Below are 19,303 nucleotides of genomic sequence, written 5' to 3' on the forward strand. Positions count from 1 at the left end.
CTTCCCGAAGACAGGAAGTATTTCAGCTCTCCCTCTGTTTATAGAGGGAGTACCCCGAAGGGGGGAGGGAGTTTGAAAAATGACTTTTGGGACAACCCCGTTCTTACTGATCTAATCAAACAATTGAGAACAAAAATCTTTCAACTTTTCACCTCTTAACCCTTTAGCTATAATCTTTCCATCCGGGTCAATCACCCAAATGGCAGGAATTCCGACTATACCGTACAACTCGTACACGTGTTTTTTATTCTTACCTCGTAAGATTCCTTGATTCCACACCATACCGTCATCTTCTATTGCTTTCCGCCATGCCTGTTCATCCTTATCCGACGACACAGACAAAACATCCAATCCCTTTTCATGAAGTTTTTGATAAATTTCCTTCACGTGAACCGATTCGGCACGACATGGCATACACCAAGACGCCCAAAAATCCAGAATAACATATTTTCCCCGCAGGTCGGCCAAAGATACGGTATCACCCTCCAAAGTTATAGCGGTAAAAACAGGAGCCATACTTCCCGGAGCCACCCGAGTCAATGTCTCTGCCCGATTCTTCATATCAAGATAATAACGATTACCAGCAAGTTGTTGATCGAATTTCTTTAAAACCGAATAAATCTCGTCAGCATCCATGTTCAAATATCTCTTCCAGTAACTATACAAGGTTGCTAAAGAATTTCCATCTCCGGCCAACTTATCTTGAAAACGAAGTAATTCTTCCTCGTATTCTTGCATAATCACTTTCCGTCTTGCTATCTGCTCTTCCTCGCTCGCCTCTCTCATTTCAGGAGCAAACATGACATTCTCTCTCTTTTCCGATAATAACTTCGTAAACCGTTGATAACTCTGCCACTCATCATTTCCCCGAGTACCCGATGCCCGGGAGAAGAAAAGAGAATCCACGTGACCACGCACCTGTACATTTCCTTTCTCCGCAAAGAAAAGAGCCCTTCCCGGCAGATTACCAAATTGTAATTCATACGCTTCCCCGTAATATTCTCCCGGCAAATCAAACTGGAACCGTCCCCCCTGCATAGTTACATTCATCACCGTATCATACTGAAATCCGGCAACCTGACGTAGAACCGCAATCTCTACATCATTCTTTATTCCCTCTATACGCCCCTGCACGTGGCAAACATCTTTAGATGTACAGGCACAGACACAAATCACCAACCATAACCCTAATAATCCCTTCATACGCTTATTTATTTATACATGAATAACTTCTCTGGAGTATTCTCCTTCTTCGACAAAGTTGCCAGCACATCCGTACGGCTAGGCAGGATAACTACAACTGTCCCCTTATCCACGAATTTAGACAACTTCACCAAATCATCATTTTTCAATCGGATACATCCATGAGTCTCCCGCCCGGGAACCGTTGCAGGATCATGCGTACCATGAATTCCAATACCTTTAAATCCCGGAGTACTCAACCGGATAAACAGAGGCCCGTAAGCCCCTTTCACCGGTCCTTTCCCGAAGTCATACGTCCAATGTGCCGCAGATTCCTTACTCACAACTTTAAAAACACCTTCCGGTGTCCGGTTATCCCCCGCTTTCACTTTCTGCCCGAAATTCATCCCGCAAGCGATAGGAAATTTTAATAACTCCTTCCCGTCATTATCATAAACGGTCATCTTCATCTCTTCCTTAGAGACAATAATGTAAGCGGCCTTTTGCGCAAAGGCCGTTGACGTGATCATGAGAAACGATAAACACGCCAGAATATATTTTAATTTCATGTGATTACTTTCCTAATATTTCAGCAATAATATAATTCATGTGAGCATATTTTTCCGTGATAAAGAGCAGGTACCGAACGTCCAAACAAATAACTCGATGTAGATTTTGATCAAAGTTGAAATCACGGGTCATGGACTCCCAGTTGCAGTCAAATACCAACCCGATCAATTCTCCTTTTGCATTCAATAACGGACTTCCTGAATTACCCCCAGTAACATCTCCATTCATGATAAAATCAGTCGGCAGATCGCCGTTCTCTCCATAACGCCCGAAATCTTTACTACCCCAAAGTGTTCTCAATTTCTCCGGCAAATCGAAATCCGGATTCCCCGCATTCGCATCCGCTTTCGCTATCACCCCACTTAATCGTGTCTGGTAAGGTTTCACTGTTCCGTTTCCTAAAGGTAAATCACAAATCGTTCCGTAAGAAAGACGGATCGTCTTATCTGCATCCGGATAATAATCTTCTTGGTGGAAATTCAATCTTCCTTTGTTATACTGGTATTGAGCTTTTCGAACTACATCCAGTTTTTTGCTAACCAAAGCAAATATCTCCCTATCCTTTTTCTCCATTTGCCCTGCTATTTTATAAGCAAAGTCATCTTCAACTTTCCAATTCGGATTTTTCAATGCGGCCAATAAACGTTCTTCATTAGCAAATGCAGATTGTTCATACATTTCATCAACAAAACGATCTATATCTCCATTATAGTCTGTCTTCAAGGTTGCAAAACAATTAGGTTGTAAATCTGCATCCAGATCATCTCGTACCAATTTTAACAAGGCTTTTGTCACAGCCCGATCAACTTTCTCTGAATAATCTTTGTAGTGCATTTTCACATTCACCACAAAATTTCTCATTGACTCCCCTTTTTCTTTCATGACATAGGGAACGGAACGCCCAAAACCGGAAATAAAATTCAGCATTTCACACCCATTTCGAACTTCCACATAATACCCTAGAGCAATACGATAACGAGCGCTTTCTCTAATTCCTTTCTCCATCGTCTGAAGCATTCCAGCATAAGCCTGACGGACGGAATCATTCTCGCAAGAATTCAAGAACTCTTGTTCTTGTTCAGCCTTTTTTTTACAAACATCAAGATCCTCAATCCATTGATTTACCCCGATGGAGTTCTTACAATAATTGGCTGATGATGCAAATTTTTCTGCATATTTTATACGCAGACTCTCGTCCTCACGCATAAACTTCTGCAATATTTCCTGTCTGGCCGTACGAACCTTGATTAACGGGGGATTCAACACGTTCTGCCTCTCCCAGATCAGCATCGAAGTTGCATTCCGTTCCGTGAAACCGGGATAACCAATTGACATAGCGTAATCTCCTTTTTCATAGCCTTCTGCTGAAACCTTCAGATACACTTCCGGATGATAAGGAACATTATCGGCATGATAACCGGTTGATTTCCCGTCTTTAGATACATACACTCTCAGAAAAGCGAAATCACAACCATGACGAGGCCACGTCCAGTTATCTGTCTCTCCTCCAAATTTTGCAATTGCAAAAGGGGGCGCCCCCACGAGACGAACATCCTGAAATGATTGCGTTACATACAGCACGTGCAACGTGTAATCCCGGTAACTGCGAATATTCACTTTCATTCCCGGATATTGTTTCCGGTATTTTTCCGCAATGCCATTAACAACTCCAAATCTTGTACTATGTTCCGGTTTTACTCCCACCAACTTGGCGTTCACTTCCTCTGAAATATCTTTAATCACCCGGTTAATGGAAATATCAACTCCCTTCAATGGAATTTCTTCCCCCTGATTCATCGCCCAAAATCCATCTCGAATATAGTTATGCTCATCCGAACTACTCTGTTGAATAGCTGCATAGGCACAATGATAATTCGTTAGCAACAAACCGTCTTTTGAAATAAAAGAAGCTGTCCCACTTCCATTGTAAGAAATAATAGCCTGGCTTAAACTATCTACAATATATTCCACGGGAATTTTCAATCCCAATTTTTTCATCTGAGCCTCATTGTGCTGTTTCAAACGTGATAACAGCCACATTCCCTCATCAGCACGCAGCGTCAGCACGGGGCATACCAGTAATAGTAATATAATTATTTTTTTCATTCTCGAACATTTAGAAAACAACCCAGTAATCACTTATTTTGGAATAATCCGGTACAAAATGCAACCAATTCTTCCCCTTTAAGTCCTTGAGCCAGAATTTTACCTTCCGGATCAATCACCCATATAGCCGGAATACCGTCAATCCCGTATAGTTGTGCCACCGGGGTATTTTTACCGCCTTTTAATAACTGGCACCCATGATTCCAGATCATGCCATCTTCCTTGATCGCTTTCAACCAAGCTGCTTTTTTATCATCCAAGGAGACAGAAAACACTTCCAATCCCGCATTATGAAATTTATTATATATATCCTTGATATAAACCGTCTCTTCCCGACAAGGCGCACACCAAGATGCCCAGAAATCCAAAATAAGATATTTACCCCGGAAAGAAGAAAGTTTTATCGTTCCATCATCCACCGTCTTCACTTCAAAATCAGGAGCCATCACTCCCGGAGATATTTTACGTAAAACATCAGCCTGTGCTTTCAATTCTTTATAATACCTGTTATCAGCTAATTGAGGGGTAAATTTTGCTAATATCCGATCAATCTCATCGTATTTCAACAATTGCAACGATTGATGATACAGCAATAAAGGGACCACGGAATTTGCATCCGCTTGTGCTAATGAATCTTTATAACGTTCGATCTCTCCCTCTAACTTTTGGAAAAGTTGCGTGTATTTTACTCGTTTAATGCTATCCGACTCGTTACTGTTACCTATTTCTTTTCCCAAAAGATTTCGTTGCTTGGCGATATTCAACATGAACTTCTGGTATCGATCCCAACTATCGTTTGCCGGCGTTCCCGTTACATTTGCATCATAAATCGTTTTCCCACTTCCTTCGATACGTACATTTCCCTGTTCAGCAAAAAAAGCAACCGACGAACGCTTATCTCCAAATTTCAAACTATATTGCTCACCCCATAAATCACGAGGGATCTCCAAGCGGAAACTCCCGTCTTTCATGACGGTTTGCATAAGTGTATCATGCGTGAACTCACCCGTTCTCCGCAACAGATAAACCGTTGTCTCTCCGGAGAAGTCACTCATTTTACCATCCACGTTACACGCATCACCACTACAACCACTTAATATTAACATACAAAGTAGATACATCAATCCACCAAACTTTTTCATACTCGACTCTTTTATAAATACAGTTTTTACATACACGAACATTTTCAGAGGGAATACACCGACATCAACCGCCGATGCTCCCCCTGAAGAATACTAAACTTTAGGTCTATTTTGACTTGTAAGCCATGTGAGTAATCTTCTTGAAACCCTCATACGTCTTAATCTTGTCTTTTAACACCTCTCCACTTGTCTCCACGATCGGACATTCCAGCAATTTTCCTTCTCCTGTCGTTGAATTATAAACTCCGACATAAAGAAGTTTGCCTTCATTCTCTTTACCGGATACTTTAAACAAATACATCATGCTAATTTCATACCCCGCTTGAATCAACTCATCCGGCAAGGTATAACGCAAGGTTGAAGTTCCACCCGAAGTATAATTACATTGCTTTACTTCTGTCGCTGTCGCGTAATAAAGTAACTCACTCCGATTTCCCACGGCAAATGCCTTGGCATCCTTCATGTCCGTACATCCGCTTGCACTGTATTTCCCGACACCTCGATTTCCATCGTCAAATTTGGAAAAATCACACACGTAAATAGTGTGATCAGCTAAATTATCCGGATCTCGCATCACGCAATACCATTTTTTCTCGAATCCATGCTCTGCATATACCATATCCTTCCCGATCAAATTCATGTCGAAAGCGGCTGCAGCCCCGGCTTCTTTAAACGTTTTAGGAGTTCTACTATAATCAATATACAAGAAACGTCTTTGTAACCGATCATAGAAAATACCATAATAATACCCACGTTCTTGAGTCCCAATAAACGGTTCTGCATAATACTCCATACCGAAAACAGGAACACCAAACTTCGTGAATGTAGTGGTTGACTGGCTGGCGAAATACAACTTTCCTCCGTTAACTAACAAATCGTTGTAAAGCCATGAATTATATCCTTGGAAATCGATCTGACTGCTTTCCAACGGCTCCGTGAACATATCGGCATACGCATCCAATATCTCCAAATCACTTCCTCTCGTCCGGAATCCCCCCTGATTTCCTTTCGTGTACACGTAAACATTATGGGTATTATTCACGTAGGCAACCATCCCCGGAGCCCCAACTGCTCTATGACCGTTAGTTATCGAGAAAATATTATGCTTTACACCATCTGTCGCCGCATCCGTAACAATTCTATCATTTACCAGAATACTCACGTCCGTCGAATCAGAATCACCATGCATAACCATCAATCCCACCGAGGCAAAAGATTCCACATAAAGTTTACGGGACATCACCTCGGAAACGCCATTTTGTTTATCCGTTACCGTAAAACTAAGCGTATATTCTCCCGGTGGAGTTGTCACCTTATAATTCAATTTTCTTTCTTGCCCAACCACATCGTTTACAATCTTTCCCGTTTCCGTGTTAGGCATATTCGACTCTTGGAAAATCTTCCATTCGTAAGATAAATTTGAATCATCCGCCCCTTGTTTAACACCCGGGTCGACCACCAAATAATCCAACTGGGTTATCCGATACGAATTTGCCATTTTTGAAGAATCAATTTCGATAGGTAACAAATCCGAATAGGAATAATTTCCTTCATCATCCAAACAAGCTTGGAAAAGGAAAAGTCCCATAATCAATATCCATATATTTTTATTCATATTCTTCCAATTAATTCAATCAACATCTATATTTCCTATCCGATACCACCTGTTCCGGTCCAAACCTGAAATTCTACCAATCCAAGTTCATCCTCTAAAGGTTCATCATGTGTTTTATTGTATTCGTAAAGAGCTTCACGCACCTTCGCGTTATAAAACCCTAATGTCACAAGATCCTGCGGGTCCGGTAATTCCACGATGCCACAAGCCTCCAAAATGAAAGCATAACGGGTCTCGGTAAACTCCCCGAAACAATTCTTATAATTGGAAGAATCCCAGTTATCCGGCTTGATAAACATATCTCCCCACAAAAAAATGGCTTTACTCGTTTTCTCAAAACCAACCCCAAAATACTCATTCGGTTCAACGGTCAACTCCAAGCGTACACTCTTATCCTTTAAACCGGCACGATACACGACCAAAGGTACATCCACCGTGTAGCTATTAGCTGGCATACTGACAGGGTCTAGTTTATAGTTTTCATCTTTCTTTGCCGTGGTCGTTTCCTCGTTCACCACGAACTTGATTTCCCGGTCATACGGAACCGATTTCCCGATAATACGAGCTTTAAACCACAAGGTATCTTCTACACATTCATCACCTTTGGCCGGAAAAGAAAACACCATCGAATCCCGAGGAGTATTGTACAAACCATAACCCGGCATTTCAAACACCAGATACGCCTCGTTCCCGTAAACCTCTACATCTTTTTCTTCACAAGAAGACAAAGCAAATACCGAGGCTACAACCAGCATGATATATTTAAAATAACAATTCATAATTCTCTTATTTTGTTTCATCTGTCGTGTAATAGTCTCCAAACTCAATTTCATCATCCGGCTTCGGCAACACGTAAACATTATCCTCCGTTGCGGTCTGGTAACCGTAAGGGAATTTTGTCAGCTCATTACGCTTGCAATAGTAGAAAAGCTGTCCCTCCGCCAAAAACTCTTTCGCGTACTCTTTCGTCAATTCGTCACGCAATTTACTTGCATCCGTCAAATCTGACACGATACCCCGATGCCGTCTCACCTCGTTCAAATACTCCAAAGCCTTTGCGTCATCTTCTCCGATCAAACACTCGGCCATGATGTATGCCATCTCGGAACGACGAATCATCGGTAATCTCTTGGCATAATCTGCTTTATAGTTATCCGGTTGATAATATTTACGAATCACGTAATCCCGGCTACCAGTCTCCTGCTGTTTCATGATATAGTTTACCCGGTAATCATTCCCTCCGACAGCATTTCCCCGTCCGATCTCGTACCATTGTTGCATCGTGTAATTCTGGCAATAAAGCTGTTGACTACTCCCGTCTGTCAATAACCATTTATTAGCCAAATCTTTTAAATCCTTCACGTTAAGAGCAAAAATATGTTCGGTAGAGAACGTGAAATCTCTATCTTTATCTTCCGTTGCGGAAATAGCACTTGTCGTTACCCAAGGAAAAATATCATCGGCTATTGCCAAAATCTCCCCGGCAGCCGCCTTGGCCGTCTCCAGATCATCTCCCCACATGGCAACCCGAGCCTGCAATGCCTTCACCGCAAAATAATTGATACGCATCTGGCGGGCATTCATAAAACCATCACCGGAAAGATCTTTCAATTTCCCTTCCCTAATCGGGTCCTTTTCCAGACAAGTCAAGGCATTTTTAATATCCTCGTTCAACAAGGCCAACACCTCTTTCCCCGTGTACACGTGAGGCACTTCGATTTGTAAGGTTTTTACATACGGGATTGCCTCTTTATTCAAATCGGCAGCCGATGCAAATAAACGCAACAAGTCAAAATGGATATACGCTCTTAATCCCAATGCTTCTCCCTTGATAATATTATAATTATCACCCGTGAAAACAGATTGACGCTTATCAATATTATCCAATAGATTATTCACATTGGCCAGCATATTATACATCTTACTCCACATCGCATCAATCTGCGCCCGTACGGTTGTACTGGTCAAATATTTCCATTGTGAAACCTCATTGTACACCTGATTATTATAAGCGGCATAAGGCCCTGTCACAACATCAATAAACCCGTAAGTCAATTCACGCCCGTAAAGAGCCTCCGCTTTCATCAAAGTATAAGCCCCGATCAAAGCATCCTTAAAACCTGCCTCTGTTTCAAACAGATCATCAGACTTCACCTTCGTACGGGGTTCCACGTCCAACCATGACTCGCAAGAACTTGCCAACACGATCAGAATCAGTAACACACTGTATATAATTCTCTTTTTCATCTTCAGGTTTCTTAAAAGTTAACATTCAACGTAAACGAACAATACCGGGCAAAAGGATATGAGGTTCCGCGTTCTATCTGAACAGAAGATATTTTACCTATGTCATTCATATTAAATTGCAACTGCAATCTTTCCAATCCACATTTCTCCACGAAACCAAACCGATAGAAATCATACCCGATCGACAATGCCGAGAAATCGAATTCATTTAACTTCTGAACAAAACGGGAAGTTGCCTGAGTCGGTTTGTTCCAAGCCCCGATACTCTTGAATTGTACATTATCACCCTCTTTCAGCCATGCATCATAGTAAGCCCGTTTGTCCACGTTATAATTCAACTGGGCATTTTCAACCTTGTCTACCAAGGTTTGATTATACATATACTCCCCGATACGATACAACCCGGTGAAAGACACGGATAATCCTTTGTACTCAAAAGTAAAACCAACATTTCCCATCAACTTCGGCTCGGAATCTCCACAAACCACCTGGTCCAAAGCCGACCACGTATCTGTTAACGTCCCGTCCGGACGTACAAAAACTTCCTTACCACTGGATGGATCAATTCCTTTAGAGCGAACAGCCCAGATAGCATTCAAAGATTGTCCCTCGACAAAACGCACGAAAGGCTTGTTCGACTTGGCTGCCTCTTTATCTTGCGAACTCGTCAAAGAACTCAAAGAATTGGAAATCTCTTTAATCTTGTTCTTGTTGGAAGTTCCGGCAACAAACACGTTCAATGACATCCGGTCTTCCGGACGAGAAAGCACCAAATAATTCACGTTAAACTCGTACCCGGTATTTAACAACTTACCTAAATTATCCTTGTAACTGGTAAATCCCAGAGAAGGCGGGGTCGTAATATCGGTCAGCAAATTATTGGTTACCGAACGATAGTAATCAAACTTCACGTTCAAACGCCCCCACAAATTCACATCAATACCATAGTTCGTGTCAAATTTTTGCTGCCATTTCAATTTACTGTTAGCCAACCCTTCCAGGTAAGTTCCGATAAAATCCAGATAAGAATCATCCGTGAAGTAATTATACAACAACATCCCTTGATATGAATTAAAGTTCTGAGAACCTGTATATCCCATGGATGCTCTTAATCGCAATTGTCTCACCACACCGGATTCTTTAAAGAAAGCCTCGTTATGCACGTTCCATCCCAAACCGGCAGACCAAAAAGTCCCCCACCGGTTATCTGATCCGAACTGAGAAGAGGCACTTGCTCTCAACGAAAAGTCAGCCAAATAACGATCATCGTATGAATAGTTCACCGCCAACAAAGCACCCACTTCCCTGTCAATAGACTCGCTTCCCGTCGGCTTTGAATTATCGGCATATTGCTTTGCAAAAATGATGTTATCCATTTTATCGTTCGGGAACCCGACAGCCGAATGGATGTACTCTTCCGAATTACTGCTACGAATATTAGCCCCCAAGTTAGCAAACAAAATATGCTTGTCCCAATTATGAGAATAATTCAGGTTTATATCCGAACTTACAGAAAATGATTTTCCGTATGTTTGCTTGTAACTTCCTCGTTTGAAAAAATCATCCTCTGCCGTATTTATAAATTTCAAATGACTCCCCGGCAAAAATTCTTCTCCCCCGCTAATTCTATTCGTCAAACCGACACGTCCCACAAGTTTCATCCCCGGCTGGATATTCCATTCCAAATAAGTATTATTCGTATAATCCGTGTAATTCTTCTTATACGTTGTATTTATGGTAGCATTATACAGAGGGTTGTACACTTTTTCCGAAAGCACCGGACCTACGCCCAAATATTTCCGCAATGTTCCATCCTCATTATAAGGACGCCAATAAGAATTTAACTTGGCATATTCCGAGAATTCACCATACGGAGAATCCTCCGACTTCGTGGTTGAAAACGAGAACTGGTTCCGGAACAATAACTTTTTATATTGATAAATTACGGTGAATCCTCCCCCGATCGTGTTACGTTTAGACCCCTTCATAACACCTTCGATATTATTGTAAGAAAGGTCTACCCCTACTCTCAGCTCACTCGTACCGACCTCAAAATTCAACGTATGCTTATGTCCGATTCCATTACGCAAAGGCTTAGACAACCAATCCGTGTTTACTCCCTTCTCAACTTCTTCCAGATTATGGTAATACAATTGTGTCTTCTCGAAATCCTGCTTGGGAGTTGTTCCCTCGTAAGCGCCCAACTGATATTCCAAATCTAATTTCTCTCTGGCGTTACACAAATTATAACTGCTCAAATCAGGCATCTCCAAATTCAAAGAACCGATATAATTCACCCGTAACTCTCCGGATTGCACACGAACCGTTTCAATAACCATTACCCCGTTCGCCGCTTTAGAACCATAGATTGCTTTTGCCGCGGCATCTTTCAACAAGGTAACACTTTCAATCCGATTAATATCCAAATCAATCACCTTCTCCAAGGTCGTCTCGAAACCATCCAGAATAAATAAAGGCAAATTCGGATTCGACGTGTATTGTCCTTTAATATCCGGAAACGAAGAAGTTCCCCGTAACTCCATATCCGGCAACTTATTCGGGTCCGAACCGAAAGATAAATTCTGGGAAATATTCAACGCCGGGTCCATATTTCTTAAACTCTGGATCAGGTTTTGGTTTCCCCGTTTTAATAATTCCTTCCGGGTAACCGTTGTTGCCGAACCAGTAAAACTTTCTGCCCTACGTTCGAAGACACCGGTAACCACCACTTCCTCCAAACTCTCGGAACTCTCCTTTAAAACTACTCGTAAAGGCTTTTGATCCTTCACCACGATTTCTTGGCTTTCCATCCCCACGAACGAAAATACTAAGGTTACCTCTCCTTCCAAAGTAAGCGACAACTCGAATTTTCCATCCACATCCGTCGCCCCTCCAAAAGTGGTTCCCTTCACGACAACCGTTACCCCCGGTAAAGGCTCCCCTTTCACGTCAACCACCTCGCCGGTAAACACCCGGGGTTTCACTTGCGCATCCTTTTGTTCCGAGGCTCTTTTCACCACGTAAACCCCGTCAACCTTAGAATACACGAATCCACTTCCTTCCAAAATTTTTCCAAGAGCAACATCAACGGTAACATTCACCAAGTTCAAATCCTTACAAGCTTTATCACCTAAAAGCTCTTCATTAAAAAGAATCTGCACTCCGGTCAAATCCTTAAACTTGATCAAGGCATTATTCAATGACTCCGATTTCACCGTAAAATTAACCAGTTTCGTAGAGTCCTCTCTCGCCGCGTAAGACAAGGAAAAAGAGAACATTAAAAACACCACTAGTAAAATTTTTTGCAAAAATACAGACCGCACATGCCTGTCACGTGTCCTTTTTTTCATACATTTGTAAAATTAATTGTTAATATTAATCACCGTGTAGAGAATGTCATCTAAAGTTTGCCGACCAAAGAATGCATTCTCTGCTTTTTTTATTTTCGCATCACTTTTATCGTATTTCCATCCACAACAAATTTAACATCGAACACTTCTTCAAAAAAATGTAATATCTTGTCTATATTATCATAGCGATTCAGATTTCCCGAAAACTTAAAGTTTTTCAACGCCGGGTCCTCGAAAACAACATCCACGTTATACCACCTTTCCAACTTGACCATAATACTTTCCAATCTCTCGCTCTCAAAACAAAACATTCTATTCTTCCACGCAATCTCGTTATAAATCTTCACGGGTTTCACCTCCGGTTTTTTAGCCCCCTCCGCCAATCTTAACTGATACCCCGGTTTTATTTTCAACTCGGCCACCTGTTCGCTCCTAAAACCGATATTTCCTTCTACAAGCGTGGCCTTTATCTCTCGCTCCTCGGGATAAAATTTCACGTTAAACTGTGTCCCATATACCTTGACCTCTCCCAAATCCGTCTCCACGATAAAAGGTTGTTTATCATTTTTCGTCACGTCAAAATAAGCCTCCCCCTTTAAAAACACCCTTCTCTCGGTCCCCACGAACGTCGTCGGAATTCTTAATTGAGTTTCCGCATTTAACCAAACCTTTGTCCCGTCGCACAACTCCACCTGATACTCCCCACCTCTCGGGATCATGATTGTGTTATACTCCACTTTCGTGTTACTTTTTCCCATGTATCGAATCTTTCCCTCTTCCGTCGTGACTTCAACCCCATCTACCTTATAACGACTAGAATCGGCCAACCACTCCACGTCCACCTTTTCCCCGTCTGCCAAAAGAATAATTGCCCTATTTCCTCCCGGAAGAATCTCTTGGGCCATCTTGGGTTCCACTTTAACCGGCTCATCATTCTGGCTAAAAAACCACATTCCTCCCCCCACGGTCAAAACCACCAGTAAACAGGCTGCATACCGGTACACGTTCCGCATTATCCGACGACGGCGGAGTTCTCTCTCTTTCTCCACGTAAGCATCAAAACGAGTCATCACCTTGGACAGATTTGACTTTAAAGAAGAAGTCGGCTCATCCGCATCCCAAACCTCTCGCACTCGTTCAAAATATACTTCATGACTTTTATCTTGAGCCAGCCATTCCTGGAATGCACTCTCCTCTTCCGGTGTCAACCCCCACCGTACCTTTTTCACCAGAATATCCCAGCTAATATTAATTTTCTTATCCATAAGTCAACACGCTTAATCAGATGTTACATTTTACTCCTAATTAACATGAGATTCAAAAACGGATGACACGATACCAAAAAAAAATTTATCTTTGTCCGAAATAAGATGTCAACTATGGATCAGTTTACTGTACAAGACGACTTGGGACACTTGATCAAAAAACATGATCAAGAGGCTTTTCACGAGCTATACCGAACGTCTTTCAACAAGCTGCAGCAATACGCCATGCGTTACCTCTACGATTGGGATGACGCCGAAGATCTCGTGCAAGATGCTTTTCTTTCCCTGTGGTCTCACCCGGAACGTTATAATGAAACACAACCCGTATTCTATTACTTATTAGGCATCGTCAAAAATAATTGCTTGAACTACCTCCGCTCTCTAAATATCCAATATAAACATCAGGATAAAATCATCGAGGCCATGCTATTTTCCAGCGTAGAAGACCCGGAAATCGACGAGGACATCCACGAACGGTTGAAATATATTCTGGAATCCTTACCCGAAAAACAACGGGAAGTTCTCTTATTACACGTCGTGGAAAAGAAGAAGGTCCGTGAAATTGCCGAACAAATGGACATCGCGGAGACAACCGTGAAGACCCACTTCCAGCGTGCCTTGGCCATCCTCAGAAATAATTTGAAATTCGTACTGTTCGGAATATAAGTCGCCTACCAGCCTTCCGACAAAAGTTGTTCCATTCGTTGTAACACGATTCCTTTTTCCGCCAAGCGTTCCGCACTATTATGTCCCCCGGCATACAATCTGAAATCAAACCCCAAGGCTTCCGCAACCTCTGCATCATGCAGAGTATCACCGACCATGACCGTCTCTCCCGGGACAATCGGGAACATCCGTAACATCTCCTCCCCTCGTGCCACCTTCCCATCCGCGTAAATATTATTTGATCCGCAAACTCCATCGAAATATTCCCGAATACCGAATCGCTCCAACATTCCGGTCAATAAATCTTCTTTCAACGCGGATAATATATATTGCCGTATGCCTTTTTTCTTTATTCCTTCCAGCACTGGAATAATACCGGGAGTCAGCTCCACGTCTTTCGCCAAATCATTATAGATATTCACAAAGTCTCTCGACACGGCTTCCCAGTCATCCCGCGTGAAATCAAACCCGATCGATTCGTAATAAGGCTTCACGGGAAACCCGAAGATCGAGCGGTATTCCTCCACCGTCAATTTCCCCAAATGTTTCCGTTCCAGCATCACGTTAATTGTATCCACGCTAATTTTCACGTCATCCAACAACGTCCCGTTCCAATCCCAAACCACATTCTTGTATTCCATATCATTCATTATTTCTGCATTTAAACGGCCATTACACCACGTGTAAATCTTGCCCGACAAAGGTAACCATTTCCCGTTTGAATTGAAAAACGGAGTTCGAGTAATGATCTATTCATGCAAAACGAGTATTCAGATAAATCTCATCATTTATACAATAATCATCATGTTATTATTTACTCATGTAAATGTTAACACCTACTATCTAACTCTAATTTTTTATTATTGCAATAGGAGCGGAATAGGACAGGAATGGGAGCGGAATGGGAGCGGCTTACTTTATGATAACACAACGATAGCATTTAAATAACATTATTTTACATTAATTCAAGATAAACTTTTGACAAACCTCATCAAAATTAAGTATCGTTCCCGGCTCATTTCCCATTACACGGGCCTCCACCATGTTTACTCGTTTTCCTCGGGATGAAACGCCTCAATTCCCGTCCATCCTAACCGTTGACGAGCCACGTTCTCCGGGAAAATCCGATAAACTACATCAGCCTCGCTACCCAACGTTCCATCCGCATTGAATAATTCCACGTGCATCTTTGCCAAACGGGTACTTTGTTCCACGATACGGGAACGCAGGAATATTTCCCCTCGATCGGAATAAACGGTAGCACGATATTTCGTAGTTAATTCAACCGTAACTCCCGCACTCTTCACTTTCGCAAAAACGTTCCAACACGCAATTTCATCTATCAATGTTGCCTGTATTCCACCGTGTAACACGTGAAAAAAACCTTGAAATTCAGGTCGGGGCATCCAATGACAAGTAATATATTCCCCTTCTTCATAGAATTCACAGCGCAAACCATGTTCATTTCCGGATGCACAACCGAAACAATTATATCCCTCGTGTTGTTCGTAAGCGTTGTATAGTTTTTTTCTTTCCATCTTCTGATAAAAAAAGGGACGTGGTCGCGTCCCTCATGATAAATTGTCTAATATTTTTACAAATTGCTATTAATCAGCTTAGCACAAGCTTCCATTTCCTCTTTCGGGAATTGTTTCTTTGGGTTAGAGAAGTTCAACTCATTGCCTTCAACCAAAGGAACCAAGTGAATATGAGCATGTGGAACATCCAAGCCCAGCACGGCTACCCCCACTCGTTGGCAGGGAATACTCTTCTTAATTGCTTTGGCCACCTTTTTGGCAAACACCATCATCCCGGCTAATTCCTCATCCGTCAGGTCAAACAAATAGTCTTCTTCTCTCTTCGGAACCACTAACGTGTGTCCCTTCTGCATGGGGTTTATATCCAAGAATGCATAATAATTTTCATCCTCGGCCACCTTGTAAGATGGAATCTCCCCGTTAATAATCATCGTGAAAATTGAAGCCATGATCTATTTTAGATTTAAAATTTTAGATTTTAGCTTTTAACTTTTATCTTTCTCGTTCTCCGTTTTCAATTAAATTGAAATGTCCATGATCTCAAACTCCATCAATCCTGCCGGCACTTGCACCTCTACTTTATCCCCTAGCTTTTTACCGATCAAAGCTTTGGCGATAGGAGTGGTGATCGACAACTTACCAGCCTTGAAATCAGCCTCACTTTCTGACACCAAAGTATAAGTCATCGTTGCCTTTGTCTTTATATTTTTGATCGTCACTTTATTTAATATCTGAACTTTTGACGTGTCAATTTGTGACTCGTCAATGATCCGGCAATTGGAAACTATATCTTGTAGCTGGGCGATTTTAGCCTCCAGTAATCCCTGGGCATCTTTCGCCGCATCATACTCTGCATTCTCGGAGATATCTCCTTTTTCGATGGCTTCTCCGATTGCCTTAGAAATCTTAGGGCGCTCTACATTCTGCAGATTGTCCAGTTCATCCTGCAATTTTTTCAGCCCTTCTTTGGTTACATAAGATACCTTCTTTGTCATAATTGTTATATTAAGATCTTGATTTGTACATAAAAAAATAAATGACACTTATCCTCCAATAAGTGCCTTTATCTAGTTAAGAATTCCATTCTCTCTGGAATCCTCACCTCCTGAAGACAAAATTAGGACCTTTTTTTGAATAAAACAATTTTTCCCCACAAATATTTTTATTTTAAAAATTCGATGCCATTTATCTGATACAGAAAAAACTATCTTTTCCACTCTACAAGCGGGAAAAGGAGGATCACTTAAAAATCATTCAATTCCGTTTTTATCATTTCCCGGTATATAAACAGCGTCAAGGCAAGTAATCTTCCCGGATATTTTGCATCGCTGCAAACAAATTGCTCCGGGCATGGGGAGAAATCATTTCCATCTGGTCAAGCAATTTACTCACGGCATCCCGGTTCGTTGCCTTTTCATGGGGGCAATGCTTTTTTTGCTTTTTAAACTGCCGCATTTCGGCATATCGTGACGTCTCGTCATTCGAAAGATAGATTAATGGACGAATAAGCGTGAACGTATTCTTGAACATTTCCAACCGGGCAGGCATACTGCAAATCGTTCCGTTGAACATCATGCTCATCAAAAGACTTTCCACGGCATCATCCCGGTGATGGCCCAAGGCCAGTTTCTTACAATCATACTCTTTGGCAATATCGAAAAGCATCTTGCGTCGATGCCATGAACACACGAAACAAGCCGGTTTCTTGGGATTCACCGTCGTGTCGACCCGAATCGTCCGGTAAACATACTCCACTCCCAGACGTTCACAAAACGCTCGCAAGTAATCGCTGTCCACTTCGTAAGCGACATCCTCCACCGCAATATGAGCCGCTATGACCGTGTAATTCTGTTTCGGGTCCTTGGCACGCATGGCCAACACTTCCAACAAGGCCAATGAATCCTTCCCGCCCGAAACTCCTACCAAAATCCGGTCCCCGTCCTCTATTAAATTATAATCATGTATCGCTTTCCCCACCTTTCGAAAGAAATCCCGGGTAAATACTTTATCTTGTTTTTCTTCTGTTATCATTCTCTTCTACGTATAATTTCCCTGCCTCTGTTGTTATGTATTTTTGGTTCTTATCTTTAGGGTTATCGGGATTAGTCCGTATAAGTAACTTCTGTTTCACTAATGCGGTAATATATAATTTAATATTTCTTGAATGATACGTCACTTCCAACATATCGAATATTTCCTTACTTGTCCGAGGTAACGAACAAAATTCTAACGTCATTATTTGTTTTTCATTCAGATTTATTCGTTTTTTTTCACTGACACTTTCACTGACACTTTCACTGACACTTTCACTGACACTTTCACTGACAGTCAACTTTTTACCAACATCATCTTGGACACTTTCTTGGACACTCGTGTATTCCCGATACAACTCGACATCCACGAAATCTCCTTTTTCAGTAATCAACGGTTTTGCAACCCCGGCCTCTTCGCACCATGAAAATATCCTCTTTATTCCACTGCCCCATTGTTCGATATAGTCCAACTCTTTAAACACACGGGCTATCGCCTTGTTTCTCGTTTCAGAGCGTCCTGCAAGCACGTCCTCAATCGTAATCGAACTCGGGAAACCTCCGGGGGAAACAATATTCACGATGTCATCATAAATACCGACTTTTATATCCCGCCCTAAATTAATATAGTCCCTATGTACATAAGCGTTCAATATAACTTCCCGAATCGCCTCCATCGGGATCTCGTACCGATCTTCTCGTTGTAACCCTTTAATCACTCCCGCCAAATGGAGATGGTTTTTTATAAACATCTCGACTTGATCCAATTGAGAAAAAAGGTCTCCCGAATATTCCTTCTTATCAATAAATGATCCCATGGTCGTTCCCTTAAAACGGGCACACTTCACGGTGGCATTTTCCCGTAACCCTAACAAAATTAACAAAGCTTGTGAAGGATACAAATGCCCATGTTCTTCTTGGACGAGTTTCAGACTTTTCAACTTCTCTATATCAAGAATCTTCCCCCTCGCCTCGAACCTTTTCTGCAACGGGGTCAAATCCAGACTATCAAAAGACGTGTCAAAACAGATCTCCTCATCAAAACTTCTATTTATTCTCTGCCGCTCCAAATCGATCACGGTCTCCACGTCTGCTTTACGGTTAGAACTTCCTATCCGCACGTAAGTACCATGATTTCGCCCTTCTTTTTTCAAATAGTAAGGCAACAGATTCCCACGATAGACCTCTATTATAAACAATAACTTTCCATCCACGTTTGTCGTGTAAAATTCGGGAAGAATATTCGGGTAACATAAATCATAGATAATGGATGCCACTCTATCCTGCAATTCAAAAATATCCACGTCGGGGTCAATGCCTTTTATCGTTCTGTCGTCTCCAACCCCGATAATTAATTGCCCCCCGCTAGTATTAGAGAATGCAATAACAGTTTTCGCTATTTTATCCCCTTGCGGCAGAATTTCTTTGAATTCCAAGACTTTACTCTCCCCCGCCAGTATTTTATCCTGCAAACATGAGTCCATACGGTTATGATTTACTTCTTTCATGCAAATTTAAGAATTCCACGCCACATATTGTTGCTCTCTCACAAATATTTGTAAATTTGAACCCTCAATCTAAAACACAGCCCG

The 19,303-nt window shown here is 41.8% G+C and carries 16 protein-coding genes; 1 reads left to right on the forward strand and 15 read right to left on the reverse strand.

All coding sequences use genetic code 11. The annotated features are described in order from the left end of the window. Window positions 1-111 precede the first annotated feature (111 nt). The 9 genes from I2I33_RS10900 to I2I33_RS10940 form a co-directional block, all read right to left on the reverse strand. Complete coding sequence (locus I2I33_RS10900) at window positions 112-1,203, reverse strand: TlpA disulfide reductase family protein (RefSeq protein ID WP_087421507.1); 1,092 nt, start codon at window positions 1,201-1,203, stop codon at window positions 112-114. An 8-nt stretch (window positions 1,204-1,211) separates the two neighbouring features. Next, window positions 1,212-1,751 carry a L,D-transpeptidase gene (locus I2I33_RS10905; protein WP_229128273.1) on the reverse strand — a complete coding sequence of 180 codons (540 nt, stop codon included), beginning with the start codon at window positions 1,749-1,751 and terminating at the stop codon, window positions 1,212-1,214. Window positions 1,752-1,755: 4 nt separating this feature from the next. After that, window positions 1,756-3,858, reverse strand: coding sequence for a S46 family peptidase (locus I2I33_RS10910; RefSeq protein WP_087421506.1), 2,103 nt, complete (start codon window positions 3,856-3,858; stop codon window positions 1,756-1,758). Between the two features lie 29 nt (window positions 3,859-3,887). Then, entirely contained in the window at window positions 3,888-5,000 is a 1,113-nt protein-coding gene (locus I2I33_RS10915) for a TlpA disulfide reductase family protein (RefSeq protein WP_162613813.1), read from the reverse strand. A gap of 106 nt (window positions 5,001-5,106) precedes the next feature. After that, window positions 5,107-6,615: a PKD-like family lipoprotein gene (locus tag I2I33_RS10920; protein WP_087421504.1), complete on the reverse strand. Its 1,509-nt coding sequence runs from the start codon at window positions 6,613-6,615 to the stop codon at window positions 5,107-5,109. A 35-nt stretch (window positions 6,616-6,650) separates the two neighbouring features. Next, window positions 6,651-7,394: a DUF4843 domain-containing protein gene (locus I2I33_RS10925; RefSeq protein WP_195666803.1), complete on the reverse strand. Its 744-nt coding sequence runs from the start codon at window positions 7,392-7,394 to the stop codon at window positions 6,651-6,653. 7 nt (window positions 7,395-7,401) lie between these two features. Beyond that, entirely contained in the window at window positions 7,402-8,862 is a 1,461-nt protein-coding gene (locus I2I33_RS10930; RefSeq protein ID WP_087421502.1) for a RagB/SusD family nutrient uptake outer membrane protein, read from the reverse strand. Between the two features lie 11 nt (window positions 8,863-8,873). Continuing rightward, window positions 8,874-12,212, reverse strand: a complete 3,339-nt coding sequence (locus I2I33_RS10935) for a SusC/RagA family TonB-linked outer membrane protein (protein ID WP_087421501.1) — start codon at window positions 12,210-12,212, stop codon at window positions 8,874-8,876. A gap of 89 nt (window positions 12,213-12,301) precedes the next feature. Continuing rightward, window positions 12,302-13,477 carry a FecR family protein gene (locus tag I2I33_RS10940; RefSeq protein WP_087421500.1) on the reverse strand — a complete coding sequence of 392 codons (1,176 nt, stop codon included), beginning with the start codon at window positions 13,475-13,477 and terminating at the stop codon, window positions 12,302-12,304. A 114-nt stretch (window positions 13,478-13,591) separates the two neighbouring features. Between I2I33_RS10940 and I2I33_RS10945 the strand changes: the two genes are divergently transcribed. Continuing rightward, a complete protein-coding gene (locus tag I2I33_RS10945; protein WP_087421499.1) occupies window positions 13,592-14,143 on the forward strand; it encodes an RNA polymerase sigma factor in 552 nt (183 codons plus the stop codon). 5 nt (window positions 14,144-14,148) lie between these two features. Here I2I33_RS10945 and I2I33_RS10950 read toward each other — a convergent pair whose 3' ends face one another. From I2I33_RS10950 to I2I33_RS10975, 6 genes are all read right to left on the reverse strand, one after another. Beyond that, on the reverse strand, window positions 14,149-14,793 hold the full coding sequence (locus tag I2I33_RS10950; RefSeq protein WP_229128274.1) for an HAD family hydrolase: 645 nt from the start codon (window positions 14,791-14,793) through the stop codon (window positions 14,149-14,151). Between the two features lie 396 nt (window positions 14,794-15,189). Continuing rightward, window positions 15,190-15,681: a PaaI family thioesterase gene (locus tag I2I33_RS10955; RefSeq protein WP_087421498.1), complete on the reverse strand. Its 492-nt coding sequence runs from the start codon at window positions 15,679-15,681 to the stop codon at window positions 15,190-15,192. 56 nt (window positions 15,682-15,737) lie between these two features. Beyond that, complete coding sequence (locus tag I2I33_RS10960) at window positions 15,738-16,130, reverse strand: HIT family protein (RefSeq protein ID WP_087421497.1); 393 nt, start codon at window positions 16,128-16,130, stop codon at window positions 15,738-15,740. 69 nt (window positions 16,131-16,199) lie between these two features. Beyond that, entirely contained in the window at window positions 16,200-16,676 is a 477-nt protein-coding gene (greA, locus tag I2I33_RS10965) for a transcription elongation factor GreA (RefSeq protein ID WP_087421496.1), read from the reverse strand. Between the two features lie 298 nt (window positions 16,677-16,974). Further along, complete coding sequence (locus I2I33_RS10970) at window positions 16,975-17,712, reverse strand: ATP-binding protein (RefSeq protein WP_087421495.1); 738 nt, start codon at window positions 17,710-17,712, stop codon at window positions 16,975-16,977. Next, a complete protein-coding gene (locus I2I33_RS10975; RefSeq protein ID WP_087421877.1) occupies window positions 17,687-19,195 on the reverse strand; it encodes an RNA-binding domain-containing protein in 1,509 nt (502 codons plus the stop codon). Before I2I33_RS10975 ends, I2I33_RS10970 begins: the two co-directional genes overlap by 26 nt. Window positions 19,196-19,303: the final 108 nt, after the last annotated feature.

Source organism: Butyricimonas sp. BSD2780061689_150309_C8 (genome assembly GCF_015560935.1).
In the GTDB taxonomy this organism is placed as follows: domain Bacteria; phylum Bacteroidota; class Bacteroidia; order Bacteroidales; family Marinifilaceae; genus Butyricimonas; species Butyricimonas paravirosa.